The 18,996-nt window shown below is 35.5% G+C and carries 21 protein-coding genes; 15 read left to right on the top strand and 6 right to left on the bottom strand.

Annotated features, from left to right (window positions below; all coding sequences use genetic code 11):
* Positions 1 to 89: 89 nt before the first annotated feature.
* On the top strand, positions 90 to 305 hold the full coding sequence (locus AAT17_RS02865) for a hypothetical protein (RefSeq protein ID WP_052510318.1): 216 nt from the start codon (positions 90 to 92) through the stop codon (positions 303 to 305).
* A gap of 72 nt (positions 306 to 377) precedes the next feature.
* A complete protein-coding gene (locus AAT17_RS02870; RefSeq protein WP_060522865.1) occupies positions 378 to 902 on the top strand; it encodes a DUF421 domain-containing protein in 525 nt (174 codons plus the stop codon).
* A gap of 95 nt (positions 903 to 997) precedes the next feature.
* Here the strand turns inward: AAT17_RS02870 and AAT17_RS02875 are convergent, their stop codons facing one another.
* The gene (locus tag AAT17_RS02875) at positions 998 to 1,252 is read right to left on the bottom strand and encodes a type B 50S ribosomal protein L31 (RefSeq protein WP_042278201.1); all 255 of its coding nucleotides are present in this window, start codon (positions 1,250 to 1,252) and stop codon (positions 998 to 1,000) included.
* A gap of 218 nt (positions 1,253 to 1,470) precedes the next feature.
* On the opposite strand from AAT17_RS02875, the gene AAT17_RS02880 reads away from it, so the two are divergent.
* The 10 genes from AAT17_RS02880 (at position 1,471) to AAT17_RS02925 (ending at position 12,157) form a co-directional block, all read left to right on the top strand.
* Positions 1,471 to 1,974 (top strand): DUF4199 domain-containing protein, encoded by a 504-nt coding sequence (locus tag AAT17_RS02880; protein ID WP_042278198.1) that lies wholly within the window; start codon positions 1,471 to 1,473, stop codon positions 1,972 to 1,974.
* Between the two features lie 3 nt (positions 1,975 to 1,977).
* Positions 1,978 to 2,940: a glycosyltransferase family 2 protein gene (locus AAT17_RS02885; protein WP_060522866.1), complete on the top strand. Its 963-nt coding sequence runs from the start codon at positions 1,978 to 1,980 to the stop codon at positions 2,938 to 2,940.
* A 95-nt stretch (positions 2,941 to 3,035) separates the two neighbouring features.
* Positions 3,036 to 4,751, top strand: coding sequence for a phospho-sugar mutase (locus tag AAT17_RS02890; RefSeq protein WP_082586887.1), 1,716 nt, complete (start codon positions 3,036 to 3,038; stop codon positions 4,749 to 4,751).
* Positions 4,752 to 6,572 (top strand): ABC transporter ATP-binding protein, encoded by a 1,821-nt coding sequence (locus tag AAT17_RS02895; protein WP_060522867.1) that lies wholly within the window; start codon positions 4,752 to 4,754, stop codon positions 6,570 to 6,572.
* On the top strand, positions 6,573 to 8,240 hold the full coding sequence (locus AAT17_RS02900) for an RluA family pseudouridine synthase (protein ID WP_060522868.1): 1,668 nt from the start codon (positions 6,573 to 6,575) through the stop codon (positions 8,238 to 8,240).
* Positions 8,241 to 8,315: 75 nt separating this feature from the next.
* On the top strand, positions 8,316 to 9,761 hold the full coding sequence (rmuC, locus tag AAT17_RS02905) for a DNA recombination protein RmuC (protein ID WP_060524958.1): 1,446 nt from the start codon (positions 8,316 to 8,318) through the stop codon (positions 9,759 to 9,761).
* A 103-nt stretch (positions 9,762 to 9,864) separates the two neighbouring features.
* The gene (locus tag AAT17_RS02910) at positions 9,865 to 10,488 is read left to right on the top strand and encodes a SatD family protein (protein ID WP_060522869.1); all 624 of its coding nucleotides are present in this window, start codon (positions 9,865 to 9,867) and stop codon (positions 10,486 to 10,488) included.
* The gene (locus AAT17_RS02915) at positions 10,472 to 11,179 is read left to right on the top strand and encodes a DUF3307 domain-containing protein (protein WP_060522870.1); all 708 of its coding nucleotides are present in this window, start codon (positions 10,472 to 10,474) and stop codon (positions 11,177 to 11,179) included. The genes AAT17_RS02910 and AAT17_RS02915 overlap by 17 nt, the downstream gene beginning before the upstream one ends.
* Positions 11,176 to 11,544 carry a hypothetical protein gene (locus tag AAT17_RS02920; protein WP_060522871.1) on the top strand — a complete coding sequence of 123 codons (369 nt, stop codon included), beginning with the start codon at positions 11,176 to 11,178 and terminating at the stop codon, positions 11,542 to 11,544. The genes AAT17_RS02915 and AAT17_RS02920 overlap by 4 nt, the downstream gene beginning before the upstream one ends.
* A 64-nt stretch (positions 11,545 to 11,608) precedes the next feature.
* Entirely contained in the window at positions 11,609 to 12,157 is a 549-nt protein-coding gene (locus AAT17_RS02925; RefSeq protein ID WP_060522872.1) for an acyl-CoA thioesterase, read from the top strand.
* 4 nt (positions 12,158 to 12,161) lie between these two features.
* Here AAT17_RS02925 and AAT17_RS02930 read toward each other — a convergent pair whose 3' ends face one another.
* Positions 12,162 to 13,496, bottom strand: a complete 1,335-nt coding sequence (locus tag AAT17_RS02930; protein ID WP_060522873.1) for an aspartate kinase — start codon at positions 13,494 to 13,496, stop codon at positions 12,162 to 12,164.
* Between the two features lie 99 nt (positions 13,497 to 13,595).
* Between AAT17_RS02930 and AAT17_RS02935 the strand changes: the two genes are divergently transcribed.
* Complete coding sequence (locus tag AAT17_RS02935; protein WP_060522874.1) at positions 13,596 to 14,252, top strand: hypothetical protein; 657 nt, start codon at positions 13,596 to 13,598, stop codon at positions 14,250 to 14,252.
* A gap of 116 nt (positions 14,253 to 14,368) precedes the next feature.
* Here AAT17_RS02935 and AAT17_RS02940 read toward each other — a convergent pair whose 3' ends face one another.
* Genes AAT17_RS02940 through AAT17_RS02950 form a run of 3 tightly spaced genes read right to left on the bottom strand, consistent with a single transcriptional unit; the run spans position 14,369 to position 16,419 of the window.
* Positions 14,369 to 15,208: a DUF5777 family beta-barrel protein gene (locus AAT17_RS02940; RefSeq protein WP_060522875.1), complete on the bottom strand. Its 840-nt coding sequence runs from the start codon at positions 15,206 to 15,208 to the stop codon at positions 14,369 to 14,371.
* 46 nt (positions 15,209 to 15,254) lie between these two features.
* Positions 15,255 to 16,022 carry a choice-of-anchor V domain-containing protein gene (locus AAT17_RS02945; protein WP_060522876.1) on the bottom strand — a complete coding sequence of 256 codons (768 nt, stop codon included), beginning with the start codon at positions 16,020 to 16,022 and terminating at the stop codon, positions 15,255 to 15,257.
* On the bottom strand, positions 16,012 to 16,419 hold the full coding sequence (locus AAT17_RS02950; RefSeq protein WP_060522877.1) for a hypothetical protein: 408 nt from the start codon (positions 16,417 to 16,419) through the stop codon (positions 16,012 to 16,014). Before AAT17_RS02950 ends, AAT17_RS02945 begins: the two co-directional genes overlap by 11 nt.
* A gap of 105 nt (positions 16,420 to 16,524) precedes the next feature.
* Between AAT17_RS02950 and AAT17_RS02955 the strand changes: the two genes are divergently transcribed.
* Positions 16,525 to 16,890, top strand: coding sequence for a c-type cytochrome domain-containing protein (locus tag AAT17_RS02955; RefSeq protein ID WP_060522878.1), 366 nt, complete (start codon positions 16,525 to 16,527; stop codon positions 16,888 to 16,890).
* A gap of 6 nt (positions 16,891 to 16,896) precedes the next feature.
* Entirely contained in the window at positions 16,897 to 17,448 is a 552-nt protein-coding gene (locus AAT17_RS02960) for a YceI family protein (protein WP_060522879.1), read from the top strand.
* A 3-nt stretch (positions 17,449 to 17,451) separates the two neighbouring features.
* Here AAT17_RS02960 and AAT17_RS02965 read toward each other — a convergent pair whose 3' ends face one another.
* A complete protein-coding gene (locus AAT17_RS02965) occupies positions 17,452 to 18,966 on the bottom strand; it encodes a serine hydrolase (protein WP_060522880.1) in 1,515 nt (504 codons plus the stop codon).
* Positions 18,967 to 18,996 lie beyond the last annotated feature (30 nt).

Consider the following 18,996-nt stretch of genomic DNA (forward strand, 5'->3'; position numbering starts at 1 on the left):
CGAGAAATCGAGGCGTTTTTGATTTTAGATATTTTTAAACTTGTTTTAGGAATATCTATTGATAAAATTTCTTTTCTTGAAATAAAAACATGAATACTCTGATTATACTCAACGATTCTAAAGAAACCTTTACCTCTTCTGGAATTTCAATGGGAACCGCCATATTCACCTCACTTGCCGTGGTTTGTTCTTGGACTCGCAATAGAAGTGTGTTCTGGGCATTTGTAGCAGGAGTTTTGAATATCTTTTACGTGATTTATTGGTTAATGACTCGTACTGAAGAGGAACAGCGAAAAAAGAGATAGAAATGTTATTTCTACCTTAAGTAGTCTATCACCTTTTCAGAATTCTACTACATTTAAAGAAAAGACAGTTTTATGGATTTTATTTACTCAAGCGACGACCCTATTTGGGAAACTATAGTAAGTAGTGTGGCAATCTTCATTTTGATTATTATAATAACACGAATTGTAGGATTAAGATCATTTGCAAAATTTACTACTTACGACTTTGCGATCACAGTAGCGATAGGTAGTATTGTTTCTTCTACTCTAACCTCATCGACATCAGTTGCTCAAGGCTTTACAGCAATAGCGGCCTTATTAATACTTACTTTAATTGTTTCAATAATCCAAAAACGTAATTCCAAAATTAAAAGTAGTATTTCAAACCAACCTATTCTATTAATGAAAGGAAAGGAAATTCTTTATGACAATCTTAAAAAAGCTCACGTACATGAAGATCAATTAATAGCAAAATTAAGAGAGGCTAATGTTATCCACCTAGATCAAGTAGTAGCAGTAGTTTTGGAAACAACAGGAGATATCTCAGTATTACACTGTGATGATGCAAGTAACGCAAACTTGCACGATAAAATTTTACAAGGCGTCAAGGATAATTAAAGAGCTTATAAAAAGACAACTAAAAAGACTTAAAGACAAGCATAAAAAAACGCCTCGATTTCTCGAGGCGTTTGTATATTCTGAATAAGTGAACCTTATTTCTTTTTGAACTTTGCGTACTTGTTCTTGAACTTGTCGATACGACCAGCAGTATCGATAAGCTTGCTCTGACCTGTATAAAACGGGTGAGATGTACGAGAGATTTCTAATTTGATTAGTGGATACTCATTTCCATCCACTTCAATAGTTTCTTTAGTATCTGCAGTAGACTTAGTGATAAAGATTTCATCGTTAGACATATCTTTAAATGCTACTAGTCTATAATTATCTGGGTGTATTCCTTTTTGCATGACTATACTTGTTCTTTTTGCGGGTGCAAATTTAAACTTTTTTATTTGTAATACAACATCTTTTAAAAAAATATGTTGCTTGAAACGCAAATATCAGCATTTTTTAGTTTTTCTACTACTTACTAAGAGCTAAAACATGGAAACTTATTTTAAACAAGTTTCTCTTGTACATAACAAAAGTACAGTAACTATCTTTGCCTTAAATAAAATAAATATACATGCTGCCTCCACAAATTAAAAAGATAGGATTATCCTACGGGATTATAGGAGCAATCGTAATGGTTACCACCTATCTTATATTCTGGAAAACAGGTAATTTTCTCAATCCCTTAATAAGTGTATTTGCACATATACTATGGCCACTGGGCTTTGGTTTTGGCGCGCAAATCCACGCAAAAATCAGTCAGAAAGGTTTTATTCAAACACGTGAAGCAGTCGCAGCTTTTTTCTTGGCAATTTTACTAATTTGCATTGCAGAATCAGCAACCATTTATTTAATTTACACACAAATAGATCCTGAATTACAAAACACGGTGCAGGACGCTGCCATGAAAGTTTATGAAGAGCGTAAGGCAGCAGGATTGACTATACCAAAACCGCAAAAAATGGATTTAAGTTTTCAAGGGTTCTCCCTTTCTACAGTCATGAAAATATTACTACTGCTGGTTCCTGGAATAATCGTAGGTTTGATTTTAAGAAAAAAACGCCCACAACAGGTTTAAATCGTGAGTAAACAACTGTCCATAGTCATCCCTCTTTTAAATGAAGAGGAATCCTTAGAAGAACTTCATCAATGGATTCTACGCGTCTTGGAACAAACAGATATCACCTACGACATCTGGTTTATTGACGACGGTAGCACTGATAACAGTTGGGATGTGGTGAGTACGCTTTCGCGAAAGCATAACAACACAAACGCCATTAAATTTCTCACTAACTATGGAAAATCACAAGCTCTACACGCAGGGTTTGCTGCTGTAAACGGTGAAGTGGTCATTACAATGGATGCCGATTTACAGGACAGTCCTGAAGAAATCCCGGCATTGTACCAAATGATTACAGAGCAAGGTTTTGATTTAGTAAGCGGCTGGAAAAAGAAACGTTATGACAGTGTTATTGCCAAAAACTTACCTAGTAAATTATTTAATTGGGCTGCAAGAAAAACCAGTGGATTAACCTTGCATGACTTTAACTGCGGTTTAAAGGCTTATCGTCGTGAAGTGGTAAAGAATGTTGATGTTCACGGTGAAATGCACCGATACATTCCCGTTCTTGCTGCAAATGCCGGTTTTAAGAATATTACTGAAAAGGTTGTGGTTCATCAAGCTAGGAAATATGGTAGTACCAAATTTGGATATGAAAGATTCATCAATGGCTTTTTGGATCTAATTACCATTGGCTTCTTGTCTAAGTATGGAAAACGCCCCATGCACTTATTCGGTAGTTTAGGTATCGTTATGTTTTTAATTGGTTTTGTAATCGCAGGATATGTAGGCGTTTCAAAACTTTACCGATTATACAATGATTTACCCTATAATCTTGTGACTGACAATCCTTGGTTCTTTATAGCGCTTACCGTTATGTTATTAGGTACGTTATTTTTTATTGCTGGTTTTCTAGGAGAGTTGATATTGCGCAGTGGTAACCAAAGCGGCCGTTACTTCATCGAGGAAAAACTAGATCATTAAGAGAATGACCACCATGTAGTTTAACAAACTCTATGTAAGAGTTTAAAAGCTAGCATTGTTACTAATTCCTATCTTTGCAATTCTAATCAATGATTATGAATAAACAAGAAATCTTGAATGTAGCCCAAACTTGGACTCAAGAACCATTTGATAAGGAAACACGCAGTCAAACACAACATCTTATTGATCAAGATATAGCTCAATTAGAAGAGTCATTTTATAAGGACCTTGAGTTTGGTACTGGTGGTATGAGAGGAATAATGGGAGTTGGTACAAACCGAATTAATAAGTACACATTAGGAAAAAACACTCAAGGACTTTCTCAATATCTTAAAAAAACATTTCCAGGAGAACAAATAAAAGTGGCTATTGCCTATGATTGCAGGCACAATTCAAAAGAATTAGCTCAAACTGTCTCTCAAGTTTTTAGCGCAAATGGTATTCAAGTTTATTTATTTGAAGAATTGCGCCCTACTCCACTGCTCTCTTACACCGTAAAACGTAAAGATTGTCACGCAGGTATTGTACTCACCGCAAGTCACAATCCGCCAGAATACAACGGTTACAAAGTCTACTGGCAGGACGGCGGTCAACTTGTTCCTCCACAGGATAAAGAATTGCTAGAACTCATTAATTCCTTAGAATTTAAAGATATCAACTTTAACGGTGATGATAAACTCATAGAATTATTAACTCCAGAGGATGATAATGCCTTTATTGAAGATAGTATAAAAGCTGCAAAAGTTGCAGGTGATGTAGATCGTAGCCGAGTAAAAATTGTGTTTACCAGTTTACACGGTACCAGCATTACATTAATTCCTGAAACTCTTAAAAGAGCTGGTTACACCGATTTACACGTTGTTAAGGAACAAGCTATACCTAACGGTGATTTTCCTACCGTAAAGTCTCCTAATCCTGAAGAGCCTGAAGCATTACAAATGGCAGTAGAACTTGCCAATAAAATTAATGCTGATATGGTTATAGGAACTGATCCCGATAGTGACCGATTAGGAGTCGCAGTGCGAGATAATGATGGTAACATGGTATTGCTTAATGGTAATCAAACCATGATTACCATGACCGATTTCCTACTTAAAAAAGCTGATTTAAGTTCATTAATCAATCCTTTCATTGGATCTACCATTGTAAGTACACCGATGATGCATGATTTGGCCATGGCTTATGATGTAGAATGTAAGGAAGGATTAACTGGTTTTAAGTGGATTGCCAAAATGATTAAAGATCACCCTAATCAGGATTTTATAGGTGGTGGTGAGGAAAGTTTTGGATATATGGTAGGTGATTTTGTAAGAGACAAAGATGCTGTAACCGCAGCACTACTAGCCTGTGAAATGTACGCGCAAGCTAAAGCAAATAATTCTACCGTTTACAAGGACTTGATCAAACTGTACCAGCAACATGGTCTTTATCAAGAAAAACTGGTTGCTCTAGTAAAAAAAGGTATATCTGGTGCTGCAGAAATAAAGCAAATGATGATTGACTTAAGAGAACAGCCACCACAAACTATAGCTGGTCAAGAAGTTATTATAACAGAAGACTACGCCAGTAGTATTAGGTATAATAAGCATTTGGATAAAAAAGAAACCATGGAAGTTCCAAAGTCCAATGTCCTTATATTTTATCTAGCAGACGGCACTAAGATAGCAGCCAGACCTAGTGGTACAGAACCTAAGATCAAATTTTATATTTCAACTAAAACTGGATTGTCCAATCCAGAAGATTACAAAGCAACACAGCAACAATTACTTAATAAAATAGACGCTGTACTTAAAGATTTAGACATTCAATAAATGAATTATTTTAAAGAAATTCTGAGGTATGCAAAGCCCTACAAAACCTCAGGAATATTGAATATTACTTTTAATATTCTCTTTGCTCTATTTGGAGCATTGAGCTTTGTATCCTTAATCCCTATGCTAGATGTTTTGTTTGACAAAACACAAGCAATTACAGAAGAACCTGTTTGGACCGGAATTCAAAACGGTATGGACTATCTCAAAGGATACTTAGGATATTATGTAACCACTCAAACTGAAAGTAAAGAACAAGCATTAATAGTTGTTATCGCCCTAGTTCTATCACTATTCTTTCTTAAAAATCTATTTGGTTATTTAGGAATGTACTTTATTGCCTATTTGAGAAATGGAGTATTAAAGGATATACGTAATGATTTGTACGCAAAAATTATTAATCTGCCTATTTCTTATTTTTCTGAAAAGCGTAAAGGTGATGTAATCGCACGCACAAGTGCCGATGTGTTACAAATTCAACATAGTTTTTTGTCGATTCTAGAATTGATTATAAAAGAACCACTTAATATTATTTTCACTTTAATATTAATGATCATCTTAAGTCCGCAGCTTACCATTTTTATGATTTTATTCTTACCTGTCTCTGGATTTTTGATTTCTAGATTGGGTAAAAAATTAAAAAACCGTAGTAGTCAAGTACAGCGAGAGCAAGGTTACTTTTTGTCCCTTTTAGAAGAAACCCTAAGTGGTTTGAAAGTAATTAAAGGCTTCAATGCAGAAGAACGTTTACAAGAAACATTTGAGAGTAGCACGCAGCGCATGAATAGATATGCAATCAAGCTCAATCACAGAAAAGGATTGGCTAGTCCAGTGAGTGAGTTTTTAGGAATTCTCATGATTGGAGTATTGCTTTGGTTTGGTGGTAGACTGGTACTCACAGAAGAAAGCATAGACCCTACCACATTTATTGGTTTTATGGCTTTGGCTTACAACATATTAACACCAGCCAAGGCTCTTTCAAAAGCAAGTTATCAAGTAAAAGAAGGTAATGCGGCAGCGCAGCGTGTACTTGAAATACTCCATACAAAGAATGAGATTGAAGATAAAGAAGGGGCTGTTGAGATGTCCGCTTTCGCGAAAGCGATACAACTTAAAAACGTTACGTTTTCATACGTTGATGAACCAGTACTTAAAGACTTCAGTCTTGATATACCAAAGGGAAGTACCGTCGCACTGGTTGGTCAATCTGGCTCTGGTAAAAGTACGATAGCTAACTTACTCACCAGGTTTTACGACATTGAAAATGGAACCATATCTATTGATGAACACAATATTAAAGATGTTAGTTTAAAAAGTCTAAGAGACCAAATGGCATTAGTTACACAGGATTCTATCCTCTTCAATGATACCGTGGCTGCCAATGTCGCGTTGAGTGACAAAAATGCCAGTGAAGAAAGTATTATTGAGGCTTTAAAAATTGCTAATGCCTGGGAATTCGTAAAAGATCTTCCTAATGGTATACACACAAATATTGGTGACAGTGGTGGTAAATTAAGCGGTGGTCAAAAACAGCGTCTTTCCATCGCACGAGCAGTTCTTAAAAACGCTCCTATTCTTATTCTGGATGAAGCTACTAGCGCACTAGACACGGAAAGCGAACGACTAGTGCAAGATGCGCTAGAGCGTGTGATGAAAAATAGAACATCAGTAGTTATTGCACACCGACTATCTACTATTCAAAACGCAGATCACATTGTGGTGATGAAGAAAGGGCAAATTGTAGAGCAAGGAACTCATGATGAATTATTATCCAAAAACGGTCTTTATCACACTCTAGTTGAAATGCAAAGTCTGGGATAAATGTCACTAGTACATAGATTTTCAAAGGACATATCAGGTATTGAATTACCAGATAGGTTTACATTTCCTTTTTATTATAAACCTCATGAACTAGCTAGTATAGCGAGTCAGGAATTACAGGAATACCTTGAAAGTTTTGATAATTGGTTTTTTGATTTAAATCTTGGTCCAAAAAATTATAAACACCATTTGGGTAAAATGTTTGGTGTTTTGGTGGTAAGAGATTCACAAGATGAGCTGGGCTATTTGACTGCTTTCTCTGGTGTAATTACAGGTGAACAGGAAAATAACTATTTTGTACCGCTAGTGTATAATATGTTTGAAACTACTGGCAGGTATGCCATTGAATCTAAAGAACTTGCCTTTATCAATGATCGTATTTACGAACTAGAACATGATGAGAATTTTTTATCTCAAAAAATAAAGTATCAAAAAATTCTAGAAGAAAACGAGGAAAAGATACAGGCTCAAATAGCCAAGCATAAAAAACAAAAGCAAGCTAGAAAAGAATCTAGAAACCTAGCGCTTGGTCAACCTGAAGATCTAGAAAAATTACGCAAAAAGCACCACGATCAGAGCATGAAAGAAAAGTTTCTTTTAAGAGAGTATCGTGCTTATCTAGAGGAAAAAGCAACCAAAGCCGGTTCCTTAGTTACAAATCAAGAGAAGGAAATCTCTAGACTTAAATCTTTGCGCAAGGAAAAGTCCAACGAGTTACAGTCGTTTATTTTTGAACAATACAACTTTCTGAATGCAAAAGGCGAATCGAGAACGGCATTAGATATCTTTAAAAATGTTCCTCCTTTTTTCCCTCCATCAGGAACTGGTGACTGCTGCGCTCCCAAACTATTACAATACGCTTATTTAAACAAACTAGAACCCATTTGCATGGCCGAATTCTGGTATGGGGAATCACCACCATCACAGGTGCGTAAACATGGTAATTTCTATCCAGCCTGTCGTTCAAAATGTGAGCCATTACTCCTGCATATGTTACAAGGTTTACAAGTCGATGAAAATCCCATGTTACAAAACCCAGCAATAGGTAAAGTAATTGACATTATATATGAGGATGAATACATAGTCGTCATTAACAAACCAGCAGAGTTTTTATCAGTTCGAGGTAAGAACATTTCCGATAGTGTTGAAGAACGTATGAGAGCAAGATATCCTAATGCCACAGGTCCCATGATTTTGCACAGATTGGATATGTCAACATCTGGAATTATGATTATTGCTCTAGATAAAAAAGGACATAAAAGACTACAAGAGCAGTTTATCACAAGAACTGTGAGTAAAAAATATACTGCGGTTTTAGATGGTATCGTTCAAAAACAAGATGGGTTTATTTCATTACCCTTAAGAGTAGATCTAGACAATAGACCTTACCAACTTGTAGATCCCGTTCATGGTAAGAATGCTAGAACAAAATTTGAAGTAATAGAGGTTAAAAACGGATATACCAAAGTAAACTTTTATCCAATTACTGGGCGCACCCATCAATTAAGAGTTCATGCAGCTCATCACGAGGGATTGAACGCACCTATAAAAGGTGATGATCTTTATGGAACAAAACAAGACAGGTTGTACCTACATGCTCAAGAACTCACTATTGTACATCCTTACACAAAAGAAAAAATGACCTTTGAAGCACCTAGTCCTTTTTAATTGTGGAAAAGACTTTGTAAAAGTGATTTTAGTACTCAACCAACTGATGTATTTTTAAGGTTTAAATCTGTTTTTATGTTTGACGATTTTTCTTGGTTATTTATTTTTTTAATTGGAGCCGTTTTAGGTGCTGTCATCGCTTGGTTTTTTTCTAAAACTAAGTTTTCTGGTGAAGTCAACTTACTACGTAACAACAAAGAGCAATTAGAAACTCAACTCACAGAGGTGCTACAAGTAGCTAAGGAACGAGATCAACTTAAATTAGAGCAAAATACCTTACAAAGTCAGATAGCCGGTAAAGTAGAAAACTTCAATGACCTAAGTAAACGTCATGAGTCTCTAAAAGAAGAACTTAAAGAAGTAGCTCGCGAAAAGGAACATTTGAATGTGTTGCTGGCAGAGCAACGTACCGCTTTCGCGAAAGCGGAAGAAAAACATGCTGAGGCACAATTAGAAATTGAGAAGCTCAATGAAAAGTTCACTAAAGAATTTGAGAATCTAGCTAACAAAATTTTAGAAGAGAAAAGCACCAAGTTTGCCAGTCAAAACAAGGAAAGTATTGAACAAATATTAAATCCGCTACAGGAGAAAATCAAGAGTTTTGAAAAGAAGGTGGAAGACACTCATAAAGACACCATCGACCGTCAAAGTGCATTAAGACAGCAAATTATAGGTTTAAAGGAACTCAATGAAAAAATGAGCACCGAGGCAAATAACCTAACCAAAGCGCTTAAAGGTGATGCCAAAATGCGTGGGAATTGGGGTGAACTTGTTTTAGAACGTGTGCTGGAAAAGTCTGGACTAGAAAAAGGCATGGAATATGAAGTGCAGCAAAGCTTCAAAACAGAAGATGGTAAGACTGTTTTTCCTGATGTTATTGTGAGTTTACCTGGTGGCAAAAAGATGATTATAGATAGTAAAGTCTCTCTTAACGCCTATGAACGCTATGTAAATGAAGAAGACGATCAATTACAAGAACGTTATCTTAAAGAACACATTAACGCGCTTAAGAAACACGTAAGTGATTTATCGGGCAAGAACTATCACGATCTATATAGAATAGAAAGTCCAGATTTTGTATTGTTATTTGTGCCTATAGAACCTGCCTTTGCCATGGCCCTTAATGCAGATAGTAGTTTGTACAGCGATGCTTTTGAAAAGAACATTGTAATTGTGACACCTACTACCCTACTAGCTACCTTACGTACTATTGACACAATGTGGCAAAACGAAAAGCAACAGCGCAATGCACTAGATATTGCCAATGCTGCCGGCGCACTTTATGATAAGTTTGTAGGTCTTACAGAAGATCTAATCAAAGTAGGAACTCAACTAGATACAGTTAAAAAAACATATTCTTCTAGTATGAACAAGCTTACAGAAGGTTCTGGTAATCTAGTAGGTCGTGTTGAAAAGCTTAGAAAATTAGGAGCCAAAGCTAATAAACACCTCAACGAGAAGCTTGTAGAAAGGGCTGTTGACAGTGATCCTGATATTTTAGGAATTGAGTCTAATGATTAGATCAATAGCTTATTCTTATATTATAATTACATAAAAACGTAATATTTCTATTTATTACACAATAATGTAATATATTTGAAGTATTACTTAAACATGTAATGGTATGAAAGCTATTATTGCAGGAGACATCATATCTTCTCAACAATTGGAAGCTGGCTTTTTTTTAAATGAGCTCGATAAAGTACTTAACCAACTTCAAGAAGTTGATTTATTTCACATTTATAGAGGAGACAGCTTTCAACTACTTATAAAAGAAACCTCAACGGCGTTACTAGTTTGTCTCAAAATAAAAACAGCTCTTAAACGTAAAGGAATAGCTGCACGCATGGCTATAGGATTAGGTGATGTAGAATTAATACAAAACAACATTGCCATATCAACAGGTAGTGCATTTACAAGATCTGGTGCTTTACTAGATTCTCTCAAAGAATTAAAACAAAATATAATGGTAAGTAGTGGTAATACTCACTACGACACCTATATCAACACGTCGTTACAACTAGCCCTTACCTTTATGGATAGTTGGACAAATAATGGCGCCGAGGTCCTTTTTGAGGTTTTAAATCATCCCGATCAAACTCAGCAACAAATAGGTGAACGACTAGGAATAAAACAATCTACTGCCAGCCGTAGATTAGATAGAGTACAATTAAAAGAGGTACAGGCACTATTGGAGTTATTTGAAAAGTATTATTTTAAAGACATCAATCATGGAACTACTATTTAAATTACTGCTCGCTCATTTATTAGGTGATTTTGTCCTGCAATCCGATAGCTTTACTAAGAAGAAGGAAAAAAACGGGTTATCATCCTATCACCTATACCTACATGCTTTGATACACGGCTTACTAAGTCTTGTACTTATTTGGGATCTAGAAATGTGGTACATAGCATTAATTATAACCGTTACTCACTTACTTATAGATGCGCTCAAAATTAAATTGACAAGAAAAAAGAACAAACGCTGGATGTTTACCGCAGATCAAGTGGCACACCTTATCGTTATACTAATACTCGTCAATTTGCATTTAGGAAAAAACGAGATCGTTCCAGATAGTTTTCCAGCTTATACCATACCCTTAATTACTTGTGTAGTACTACTTACATCGCCAGTAGCCATTATGCTCAAAGTGTTTTTCACACGATGGAAATTAACCGAAAAAGATACTGGCATCTATGGGCTCAAAAATGCAGGTCGCTGGATAGGAATTATTGAGCGATTACTCATTTTTGTTTTTGTAATCACCGATAACTTTAGCGCAGTCGGTTTATTACTCACTGCAAAATCAGTTTTTAGATTTGGTGATTTAAGCAAGGCAAAAAATATGAAGCTTACCGAGTATGTGTTAATAGGAACATTGCTTAGTTTTGGTATCGCCATTTTAACTGGCCTATTTTTTAAAAATTATATCGCATGAAACGTATTTTAGGAGTAATTCTAGCCACCATTTTAATTATGGCCGTTCTATGGTACACCTTTTTGTACTATGCCACCTATTCCGACGGATACCGTACCGGTGAATTAATTAAATTCTCCAGTAAAGGTGTTGTGGTTAAAACTTGGGAAGGTGAAATTTCTCAAGGTATAAGCGGTGCTCAAATATTTTCATTTTCAGTGATGGATCATGAAAAAGAGGTCATTGAGAAATTAAAAGAGTATCAAGGTCAATACGTAAAATTAAAATACGAAGAAAAATTTGGCACTTTCTTTTTTTGGGGTGATACAAAGTATTTCATTACTGAGGTCAGTAAAGAACAAAGCCCTCATTTTAATCGCGAATAACTTGTGATGCATTACGCTTTCGCGAAAGCGTAATAACGATCCAACACTTTAAAATAAACAAGCCATGAGTTCATCAACATTTAAATCACCAGAGCAGTCCCGAGTTATGTTATCCATTCTCATGCTGCCGTCCAATGCTAATTTTTCTGGTAAAATTCACGGTGGTTATGTGTTATCATTAATTGATCAAATTGCATTTGCCTGCGCATCAAAACACAGTGGTCATTACTGTGTTACAGCAAGTGTTGATGTAGTGGATTTTAAAGCTCCAATAGAGGTAGGTGAAATGTTGACTCTTAGAGCATCAGTCAACTATGTAGGAAGATCCTCGATGGTAGTAGGTATACGAGTAGATTCTGAAAACATTCAAACTGGTGAGTCAAAACACTGTAATTCTTCATTTTTAACCATGGTTGCCAAAGATGAAAATGGAAATACAGTGACAGTACCAGGACTTAAAATTACTAACGAGACTCATGTAAGAAGGTTTGCTCGTGCTATAAAGAGAAAACAAATTAAAATCAAAAGTGCCAAAGAAATCGCCGAGGCAAATTTCTCTGACACTAAATACCTAGAAGAGTTTAAAAACTATAATGTTCAGGTAAAATTGTAACGTTTTAGGCAACCACCATCTTCTCTTCCGACTCAAAAACATAACTCTGTAATTTTTGCAGAGTGTTTCTCTTATATTCCGTATTAATCAATAGTGAAATATTGTTATTACTACCACCATAAGCGATCATGCGCACTGTAACGTCTTGAAGGATATTAAATAATTGTGGTGTATCCTGATGGTAGATTATATTATTTCCTACTAGACATACGATACTCATTCCTGCATCAACCTCTACGCTCGCGATTTGTTCAAGTTCATTTACAATAGCATCTATATGAGTTGCATCATCTATGGTTAACGAAACAGCAATTTCTGAGGTAGTAACCATGTCAATAGGAGTTTGGAATTTCTCAAACACTTCAAATACCTTTTTTAGAAATCCATGGGCTTGCAACATGCGCGCCGATTTTATTTTAATAGCATAGATACCATCCTTTGCCGCTATAGCCTTGATTCCTTCACCATGTACTTGTTGAGTAATCAATGTCCCATAGGCATCTGGTATCATTGTGTTTTTTAATCTTACAGGAATATTCAAATCTCTAACCGGCATAACGGTTTGTGGATGCAGAATTTTTGCTCCAAAGTAAGCCAATTCAGCCGCCTCATCAAAAGATATCTTTTGTATAGCGGTTGTATTTTCAACGTACCGTGGATCATTATTATGAAATCCATCAATATCAGTCCAAATTTGAACCTCTTCTGCTTGGATTGCTGCTCCTATTATAGATGCGGTATAATCACTACCACCGCGTTGTAAATTAGATATTTGACCTTGAACATCTAGGCAAATAAAACCTTGAGTGATATAAATGTCAGCTTGTTGATTATCATCAAGAATCCTGTTCAAATTTTGTTGAATGTAAAAAGAGTCAGGCTCATGTTGTTGATCTACACGCATAAAATCAAGTGCTGGTAATAAAACAGCATTAATACCTTCTTGAATTAAAAATCGGCTGAATATAAATGTAGAAAGCAATTCACCTTGCGCAACTATCGTATTATGAACTAGCTCGTTATACTTGCTTTTAGTTTGCTCTATGAGTGTTTCATAAACAGACAGCACATACTTACTTACTTCTTCTTTCAATTGTTGATTTTGAAGTAAATCCTCTACCACTTGAGCATATTTGACAAGTAGTTCTTCAATTAATTCTAGCGCATTATCACGATCACCTGCTTTGAGTTGTTCCGAAATTTCAACTAGGGCATTAGTCGTTCCAGACATGGCCGATAGTACTACTATCTTTTGTGTTCCATCGTTAATGATAGATCTCACATTGTTCATATTTTCAATAGAGCCTACTGATGTACCACCAAACTTTAATACCAACATTTCAATAAATTTTTGGCAAACTTACGTCTGACTTGCAATTTGAGTAAATTATTACTGATATTTGAATAAAATTACACAACTTGTTATATAATTAACAAAATGAAAACTGTATCAGAATGTGTTGAGGAGATATTACTCACACAACCCTTTTTAGAAGAAGCACTTGCCAGACGTATAATCAACTTTTCAGCACTTGCTGAAGAGCTACGAGAACCTATAAGCGATATGCTGAGGAAACCTATCAAGACAGGAGCAGTAATGATGGCATTAAGACGTTATAATCCACCCAACAATTTAAGACACTCTAATAAATTAAAAACGGTTTTAAAAAATCTAGGTGATATAACAGTGCGCTCAAATCTGGTTGACTATACGTTTCAAAACTCAAGCACATTAATGATAAGCCATAGTAAGATGATATCATCCATAGAGACGAATGTATTTTATGGCTTTTCCAGAGGTACACATGAGAGTAATCTAGTGATTTCTGCCAGTCAAAAGCAAAAAATTGAAAAGCATTTTACTAATGAACATCTTATTGGACTTCAAGAAAATTTATGCGCGATAAGTATCGGATTACCTGAAATTAATACTAAAATCCCAGGTCTATACTACCAAATATTTAAGAGGTTTGCTTGGGAAGGTATTTCGTTATACGAGGTAATCTCTACTACAAATGAGTTCAGTGTACTTGTTGAAGATCACATGGTTGACAAAGCTTTTTCTGCAATAAAAAAATTAAGCTATAAGTCATAAATTGAAATACAAACAATTCATGCTATAGCTTTTACTTATGTGAAACAATCAGTTTTACGCTTTTTCTTTCATGTGGTTGATTCGCTTTCGCGAAAGCGTGAATAGTCACTTACTTTCTAAAAAACTCGTACCAAGTTAAATCCAAAATAAAAACGACCTTCGGTCCAATCGCCTGTGCCACCGCTCAAAAAGTTATTGGTCAACATAGGCTGGGCATTTGTAAAATGCATTTGAAAAACGTGTCCACCTGTTTCCAAATCAACTCCTATACTTAATGGATTAACAAAATTGTTCTCACTAGCACGGTTTAAATGATAGCCGTAATCGGCATTTATACTCCATCTATTAGACAACTTATACCTAGCTCCTACTCCAAGGGCATATTGAGTGTTATCTTGTTCATCAACCGGAACGAAGCCTTGATGAAAAAGAGTCGGGCTAATTTGTGCACTAAAACGATCAGAGAATTTACGGGCAGCGATAAATTGTAAAGTAGCACCGGTGCGGTCCATAAATTCAATACCTGGATAAAGTTCTTCATTTAAGGCGCTGTAAAAATCTGCTGCTGTAAATAAAGAAATAGTGAAGGGAAATCCCTGCTTTTCTTGTGATTTGAGTTTGAATTTACCAGCTAGTTGGTATGTTTTATTGAATCCGCTACGGCTTGCTTCTAGATGCATCCAATCGGTTACTCCATACACAAATTGAAATCTGGTCACGGCGTTGTCAAGTCCAAAAAGATCGTCTATTCCATTTTCTACACTACCAAATCTGTGAGATATTATAACCTGAAACTCATTTTTTGCAACCAATTTGGTGGTCTCAAAATTTACCACTTTAAGAGACTTCCAAGTACTGGTAACTTGGTTATCGTCTTCAATGTCTAGTCCATCTAATAGATCATCTTGACCGGTAACAAAAAAAGGTAGTAGTAATAAAAGTAGAAATTTGTTCATTCTTTAAAGAGGTGTTTGTAATACTTACAATACGGATCAAGCACTATTAATATTTAACAAATTTTGCAACAGACACTGCATCTTCTACCATTACACGAGTAATGTAGATACCACTAGACAAATGAGTTACATCTAATTCATTTTGATCCTGAATTTTTGATTCTAGAACAAGTTTACCTTGCATGTTATAAACTTGTATTTGAGCTGCACTTGCATTTTCTAGGGCTATGCTTACTTTATCCATTACTTGCGTAGGATATAAAGTAAAGTCTGATAACTTACTATCAATGGTAGTAAGAACAGCATTTGAGGATCCTGTAATTACTTGATCACCACTATTACCACTAGCACCGTTTGCTTGTAAGGCTGCATAATAAAAAGTTACCGCTCCTACATCGCTTGCTGGCGCTGTCCAATTGAAGCTCCAGTTGTTTTGACTAGATCCTGCTGCTGTGTGAGTCAATCCTGATCCACCTGATCTCAATTGACTACCTGTTCCTATGGTCCAAGTTCCAATTTTGTTACCGCTATCATCTTCTGCTGTAATGTTAAAACCAAATTTTGAAACTGATGATCCTGTTATGGCTAGATTTAAATTATAGGCTTGATTTGCATTATATGTAGCTGGTACACCACTTAATGCTGCACTTCCACCGTGATTTGCTCCTGGCGCGTGACATGCGGTACAATTTTGATTGTTATCTCCTGGCGAACCAGAAAAATTACCTGTTTGCCCACCAGTAAAACCTACTAATAATAGCAGCGCTACCGGTATTGCTGTTAAAATCGAATAAAAAGAGTAATTATTTTTCATGATCATTTGAGTTTTGAGGGTTAAGAATGTATGCTTGATCGATTTTTACTTCTCCTAAAAGATCATCGTAACCTATGCATCGACCTTTTACTGTATAAGTGTGATTAAGAGGAAATTTAGTTGGGTTTGCGAGTTGAATGAAAACATTAAAATCTAATGTCATTTCTTGTGCCGCTTTATCTGTTGCTACACCAGTAACCTCTATAACTTGATCCAGAATTAATTTATCGTTTTCTAGGTCATCATCAGTGAGCATTAAAATTAAATCTTGAGAATTTAACTTTATGGAAGCAGTTTCATTCTTTATATCCTTATGATCCTGATAAACATAATTGTAACTGAGGACTCCAACAAGTACAAGCAGAATAAGAAATATGTATAAGTATTTTCTATTCAAATTGATAAACTATAAACAAATTAACTTTAATGATTATCAATATTATAAAAAATTCTTGTCATTTTTAATATATACTTATATTTATACTGAATTCAATATATTTTAATGAGGCTTTTTCTTACTTTTTTGTTTATTCCCCTATTTATATCATCTTGTAGTGAAACAAGTCCAGATGATTTTGAAGAAATGCAAAATGATCCACAACCACAGGTTGTAACTTATGATGGTTCCATAATTACAATCATGCAAAACTCTTGTGTGAGTTGTCATCAAAATGCTGCTCCTAGTGGTGGATTAAGACTGGAAACTTATGACCAAGTACGTAACAGTACCGAAAACGGTACTCTTATAGATAGGATAACCAGACAACCTGGCGATCCATTATTAATGCCACAAGGAACAAATGGTTTACCTCAATCTTCTATAGACCTTGTCCTAAGATGGCGAGATGGTGGATTCATAGAAAATTAATTCATCATGAAAAATCTCACGCTTTTAATAACGGTAACTTTATTTCTACTGGTAAATCTTCAAAGAGAACGGTTTTTAACTAGAACAGGACAAGTTCAATTTAATGCCAGCGTTCCTAGCTTTGAGCCTGTTGAGGCTATAAACAATAATGCCACCATTGTACTGGATGTTAAATCTGGAGAGCTAGCCGCACTTGTACTACTTAGAGGTTTTAAATTTCCCATTGCACTTATGGAAGAGCACTTTAATGAGAATTATGTAGAAAGTGATACCTATCCTAAAGCTGTTTTAAAAGGGACTTTGGCAGAGTTCTCCTCTACTGCACTTGATGATGCGCTTTTGCATGAATATACCTTTAATGGCACCATAGAATTACACGGGAAAAAAGAACTATTAGAGTTTCCAGTTAATTTAACCCAAAGCGGCGAGCAAGTAAAGCTAACAGCTAACTTCACCTTATTACCAGAGCGATTTAATATTGAAATCCCTTCTATTGTTAGTAATAAAATCGCTAATGAAATTAATGTATCTGTAAACGCGGTTTTAGAAAAAAAATAAGCTTTATTTTACCTTCTTTGCATTAAGTTCTTCCATAAAGAAATCGTCATTTGGGACATCAAATGAAATACCGATCACGTTATTATAAGCATCGGTTTCAAAATTCACAGTTCCAAAACTGAACCAGACCTGTGGATGATCCCACTTCATTTCAAAAGCATTGTAATTGAAATGAGACAAGGTACTTGATAGTAAAGGGCTGTGTTCCCAGATCAATTGTAGCTCACCGTTTTCCTCCTTTACGTAAAAATTACCATAAGCCGGAGTATGATAAGTACCCATCAACTCTTCTTTAGTAACAGTAGGCGTTGTGTTTTTAACACGAGCGGCCTTTCTATCTGCAATTCTTGTATCACTAGCTTTCCACTTATTATAGCCATTAAGCATTTCTTTACTCCAATCCTTCATCGGCCTGTTTAAAAACCTATCAAAAACATAATAAGCAATAGCATTAGTTGGAGCTTTTACTCCGTTTGTTAAAACCACAACGCCCAGTTTTTCATCAGGTAACATTTGAACTGTAGATATCATACCATCGTATCCACCACCATGGCCTACTTGAAAATGCTCTTTATAATTTGTGATAAACCAACCTAGACCGTAACCGTTAAAAGCCTGACCTCTACCATTGCGATTTACTTGATTCACCTCAAGTGAGTTTTGTAAACTCCACATTTTATTGCGATTGTTTTTATTAAATAAGGTATCGGTTTTATAAACCCCATGATTCATGTTAAATATCATCCATTTACCCATATCGTGAACACTAGAAATCAAACCACCTGTAGATCTTACATTATCCCAAGCAACGTGATCGATTTTATAATTAGTATTACCAGATCTACCATGAGGTGTCGCTACATTGCTATTAGAACCATAATCATTTACACTTACTACAGTGTCATCCATTTCTAGAGGTTTTAAAAAACGCTCGGTAACATTATCTTTAAAAGACTTACCTGTTACTTTTTCTATCACTGCGCCTGCTGTTATAAACATCAAATTAGAGTATCCATATCCATCCCTAAATTCATACGCTTGTGGTACAAATTTGATTCTCTTTACTATTTCTTCGGTAGATAATTCGCTTTTATACCAAATAGCGTCGCCAGAAAAAGTACCTAACCCCACATTATGACTCAGTAAATCTTTAATGGTTACCATGCGACTAATGGTAGGGTCATACACTTCAAAGTAAGGTAAGTAAGATTGAACTTTATCGTTCCAATCTAATTTTCCTTCCTCAACTAACTGAGCAATAATAGCTGCTGTAAAGGCCTTGGTATTACTGGCAATGGCATATAAGGTGTGCTCATCGGGCTTCTGTTTCTTCCCTATTTCCATAACACCGTATCCCTTTTCAAATACAATTTCTCCATCCTTTACAATAGCCACACTCAAACCAGGTATATCCCATTCCTTCTGAGTGCTAGTGATATACTTATCTATTTCTTTAAGATCTACATTTTGGGCTGTAAATAATTGAGCAGTGAACAAAAAGGCTATTAATATTCTCATGATCTGAATTTAAAAATGGTAAGATAATAT

This window comes from Nonlabens sp. MIC269, from assembly GCF_001430865.1.
Taxonomy (GTDB): Bacteria; Bacteroidota; Bacteroidia; order Flavobacteriales; family Flavobacteriaceae; genus Nonlabens; species Nonlabens tegetincola.

Coding starts and splice junctions, on each gene's coding strand:
- AAT17_RS02865 (WP_052510318.1), top strand. CDS start 90: ATGAATACTCTGATTATACTCAACGATTCTAAAGAAACCTTTACCTCT.
- AAT17_RS02890 (WP_082586887.1), top strand. CDS start 3,036: ATGAATAAACAAGAAATCTTGAATGTAGCCCAAACTTGGACTCAAGAA.
- AAT17_RS02930 (WP_060522873.1), bottom strand. CDS start 13,496: ATGTTGGTATTAAAGTTTGGTGGTACATCAGTAGGCTCTATTGAAAAT.
- AAT17_RS02945 (WP_060522876.1), bottom strand. CDS start 16,022: ATGAAAAATAATTACTCTTTTTATTCGATTTTAACAGCAATACCGGTA.
- AAT17_RS02875 (WP_042278201.1), bottom strand. CDS start 1,252: ATGCAAAAAGGAATACACCCAGATAATTATAGACTAGTAGCATTTAAA.
- AAT17_RS02915 (WP_060522870.1), top strand. CDS start 10,472: ATGGAACTACTATTTAAATTACTGCTCGCTCATTTATTAGGTGATTTT.
- AAT17_RS02895 (WP_060522867.1), top strand. CDS start 4,752: ATGAATTATTTTAAAGAAATTCTGAGGTATGCAAAGCCCTACAAAACC.
- AAT17_RS02965 (WP_060522880.1), bottom strand. CDS start 18,966: ATGAGAATATTAATAGCCTTTTTGTTCACTGCTCAATTATTTACAGCC.
- AAT17_RS02870 (WP_060522865.1), top strand. CDS start 378: ATGGATTTTATTTACTCAAGCGACGACCCTATTTGGGAAACTATAGTA.
- AAT17_RS02880 (WP_042278198.1), top strand. CDS start 1,471: ATGCTGCCTCCACAAATTAAAAAGATAGGATTATCCTACGGGATTATA.
- AAT17_RS02910 (WP_060522869.1), top strand. CDS start 9,865: ATGAAAGCTATTATTGCAGGAGACATCATATCTTCTCAACAATTGGAA.
- AAT17_RS02925 (WP_060522872.1), top strand. CDS start 11,609: ATGAGTTCATCAACATTTAAATCACCAGAGCAGTCCCGAGTTATGTTA.
- AAT17_RS02940 (WP_060522875.1), bottom strand. CDS start 15,208: ATGAACAAATTTCTACTTTTATTACTACTACCTTTTTTTGTTACCGGT.
- rmuC (WP_060524958.1), top strand. CDS start 8,316: ATGTTTGACGATTTTTCTTGGTTATTTATTTTTTTAATTGGAGCCGTT.
- AAT17_RS02935 (WP_060522874.1), top strand. CDS start 13,596: ATGAAAACTGTATCAGAATGTGTTGAGGAGATATTACTCACACAACCC.
- AAT17_RS02900 (WP_060522868.1), top strand. CDS start 6,573: ATGTCACTAGTACATAGATTTTCAAAGGACATATCAGGTATTGAATTA.
- AAT17_RS02920 (WP_060522871.1), top strand. CDS start 11,176: ATGAAACGTATTTTAGGAGTAATTCTAGCCACCATTTTAATTATGGCC.
- AAT17_RS02955 (WP_060522878.1), top strand. CDS start 16,525: ATGAGGCTTTTTCTTACTTTTTTGTTTATTCCCCTATTTATATCATCT.
- AAT17_RS02960 (WP_060522879.1), top strand. CDS start 16,897: ATGAAAAATCTCACGCTTTTAATAACGGTAACTTTATTTCTACTGGTA.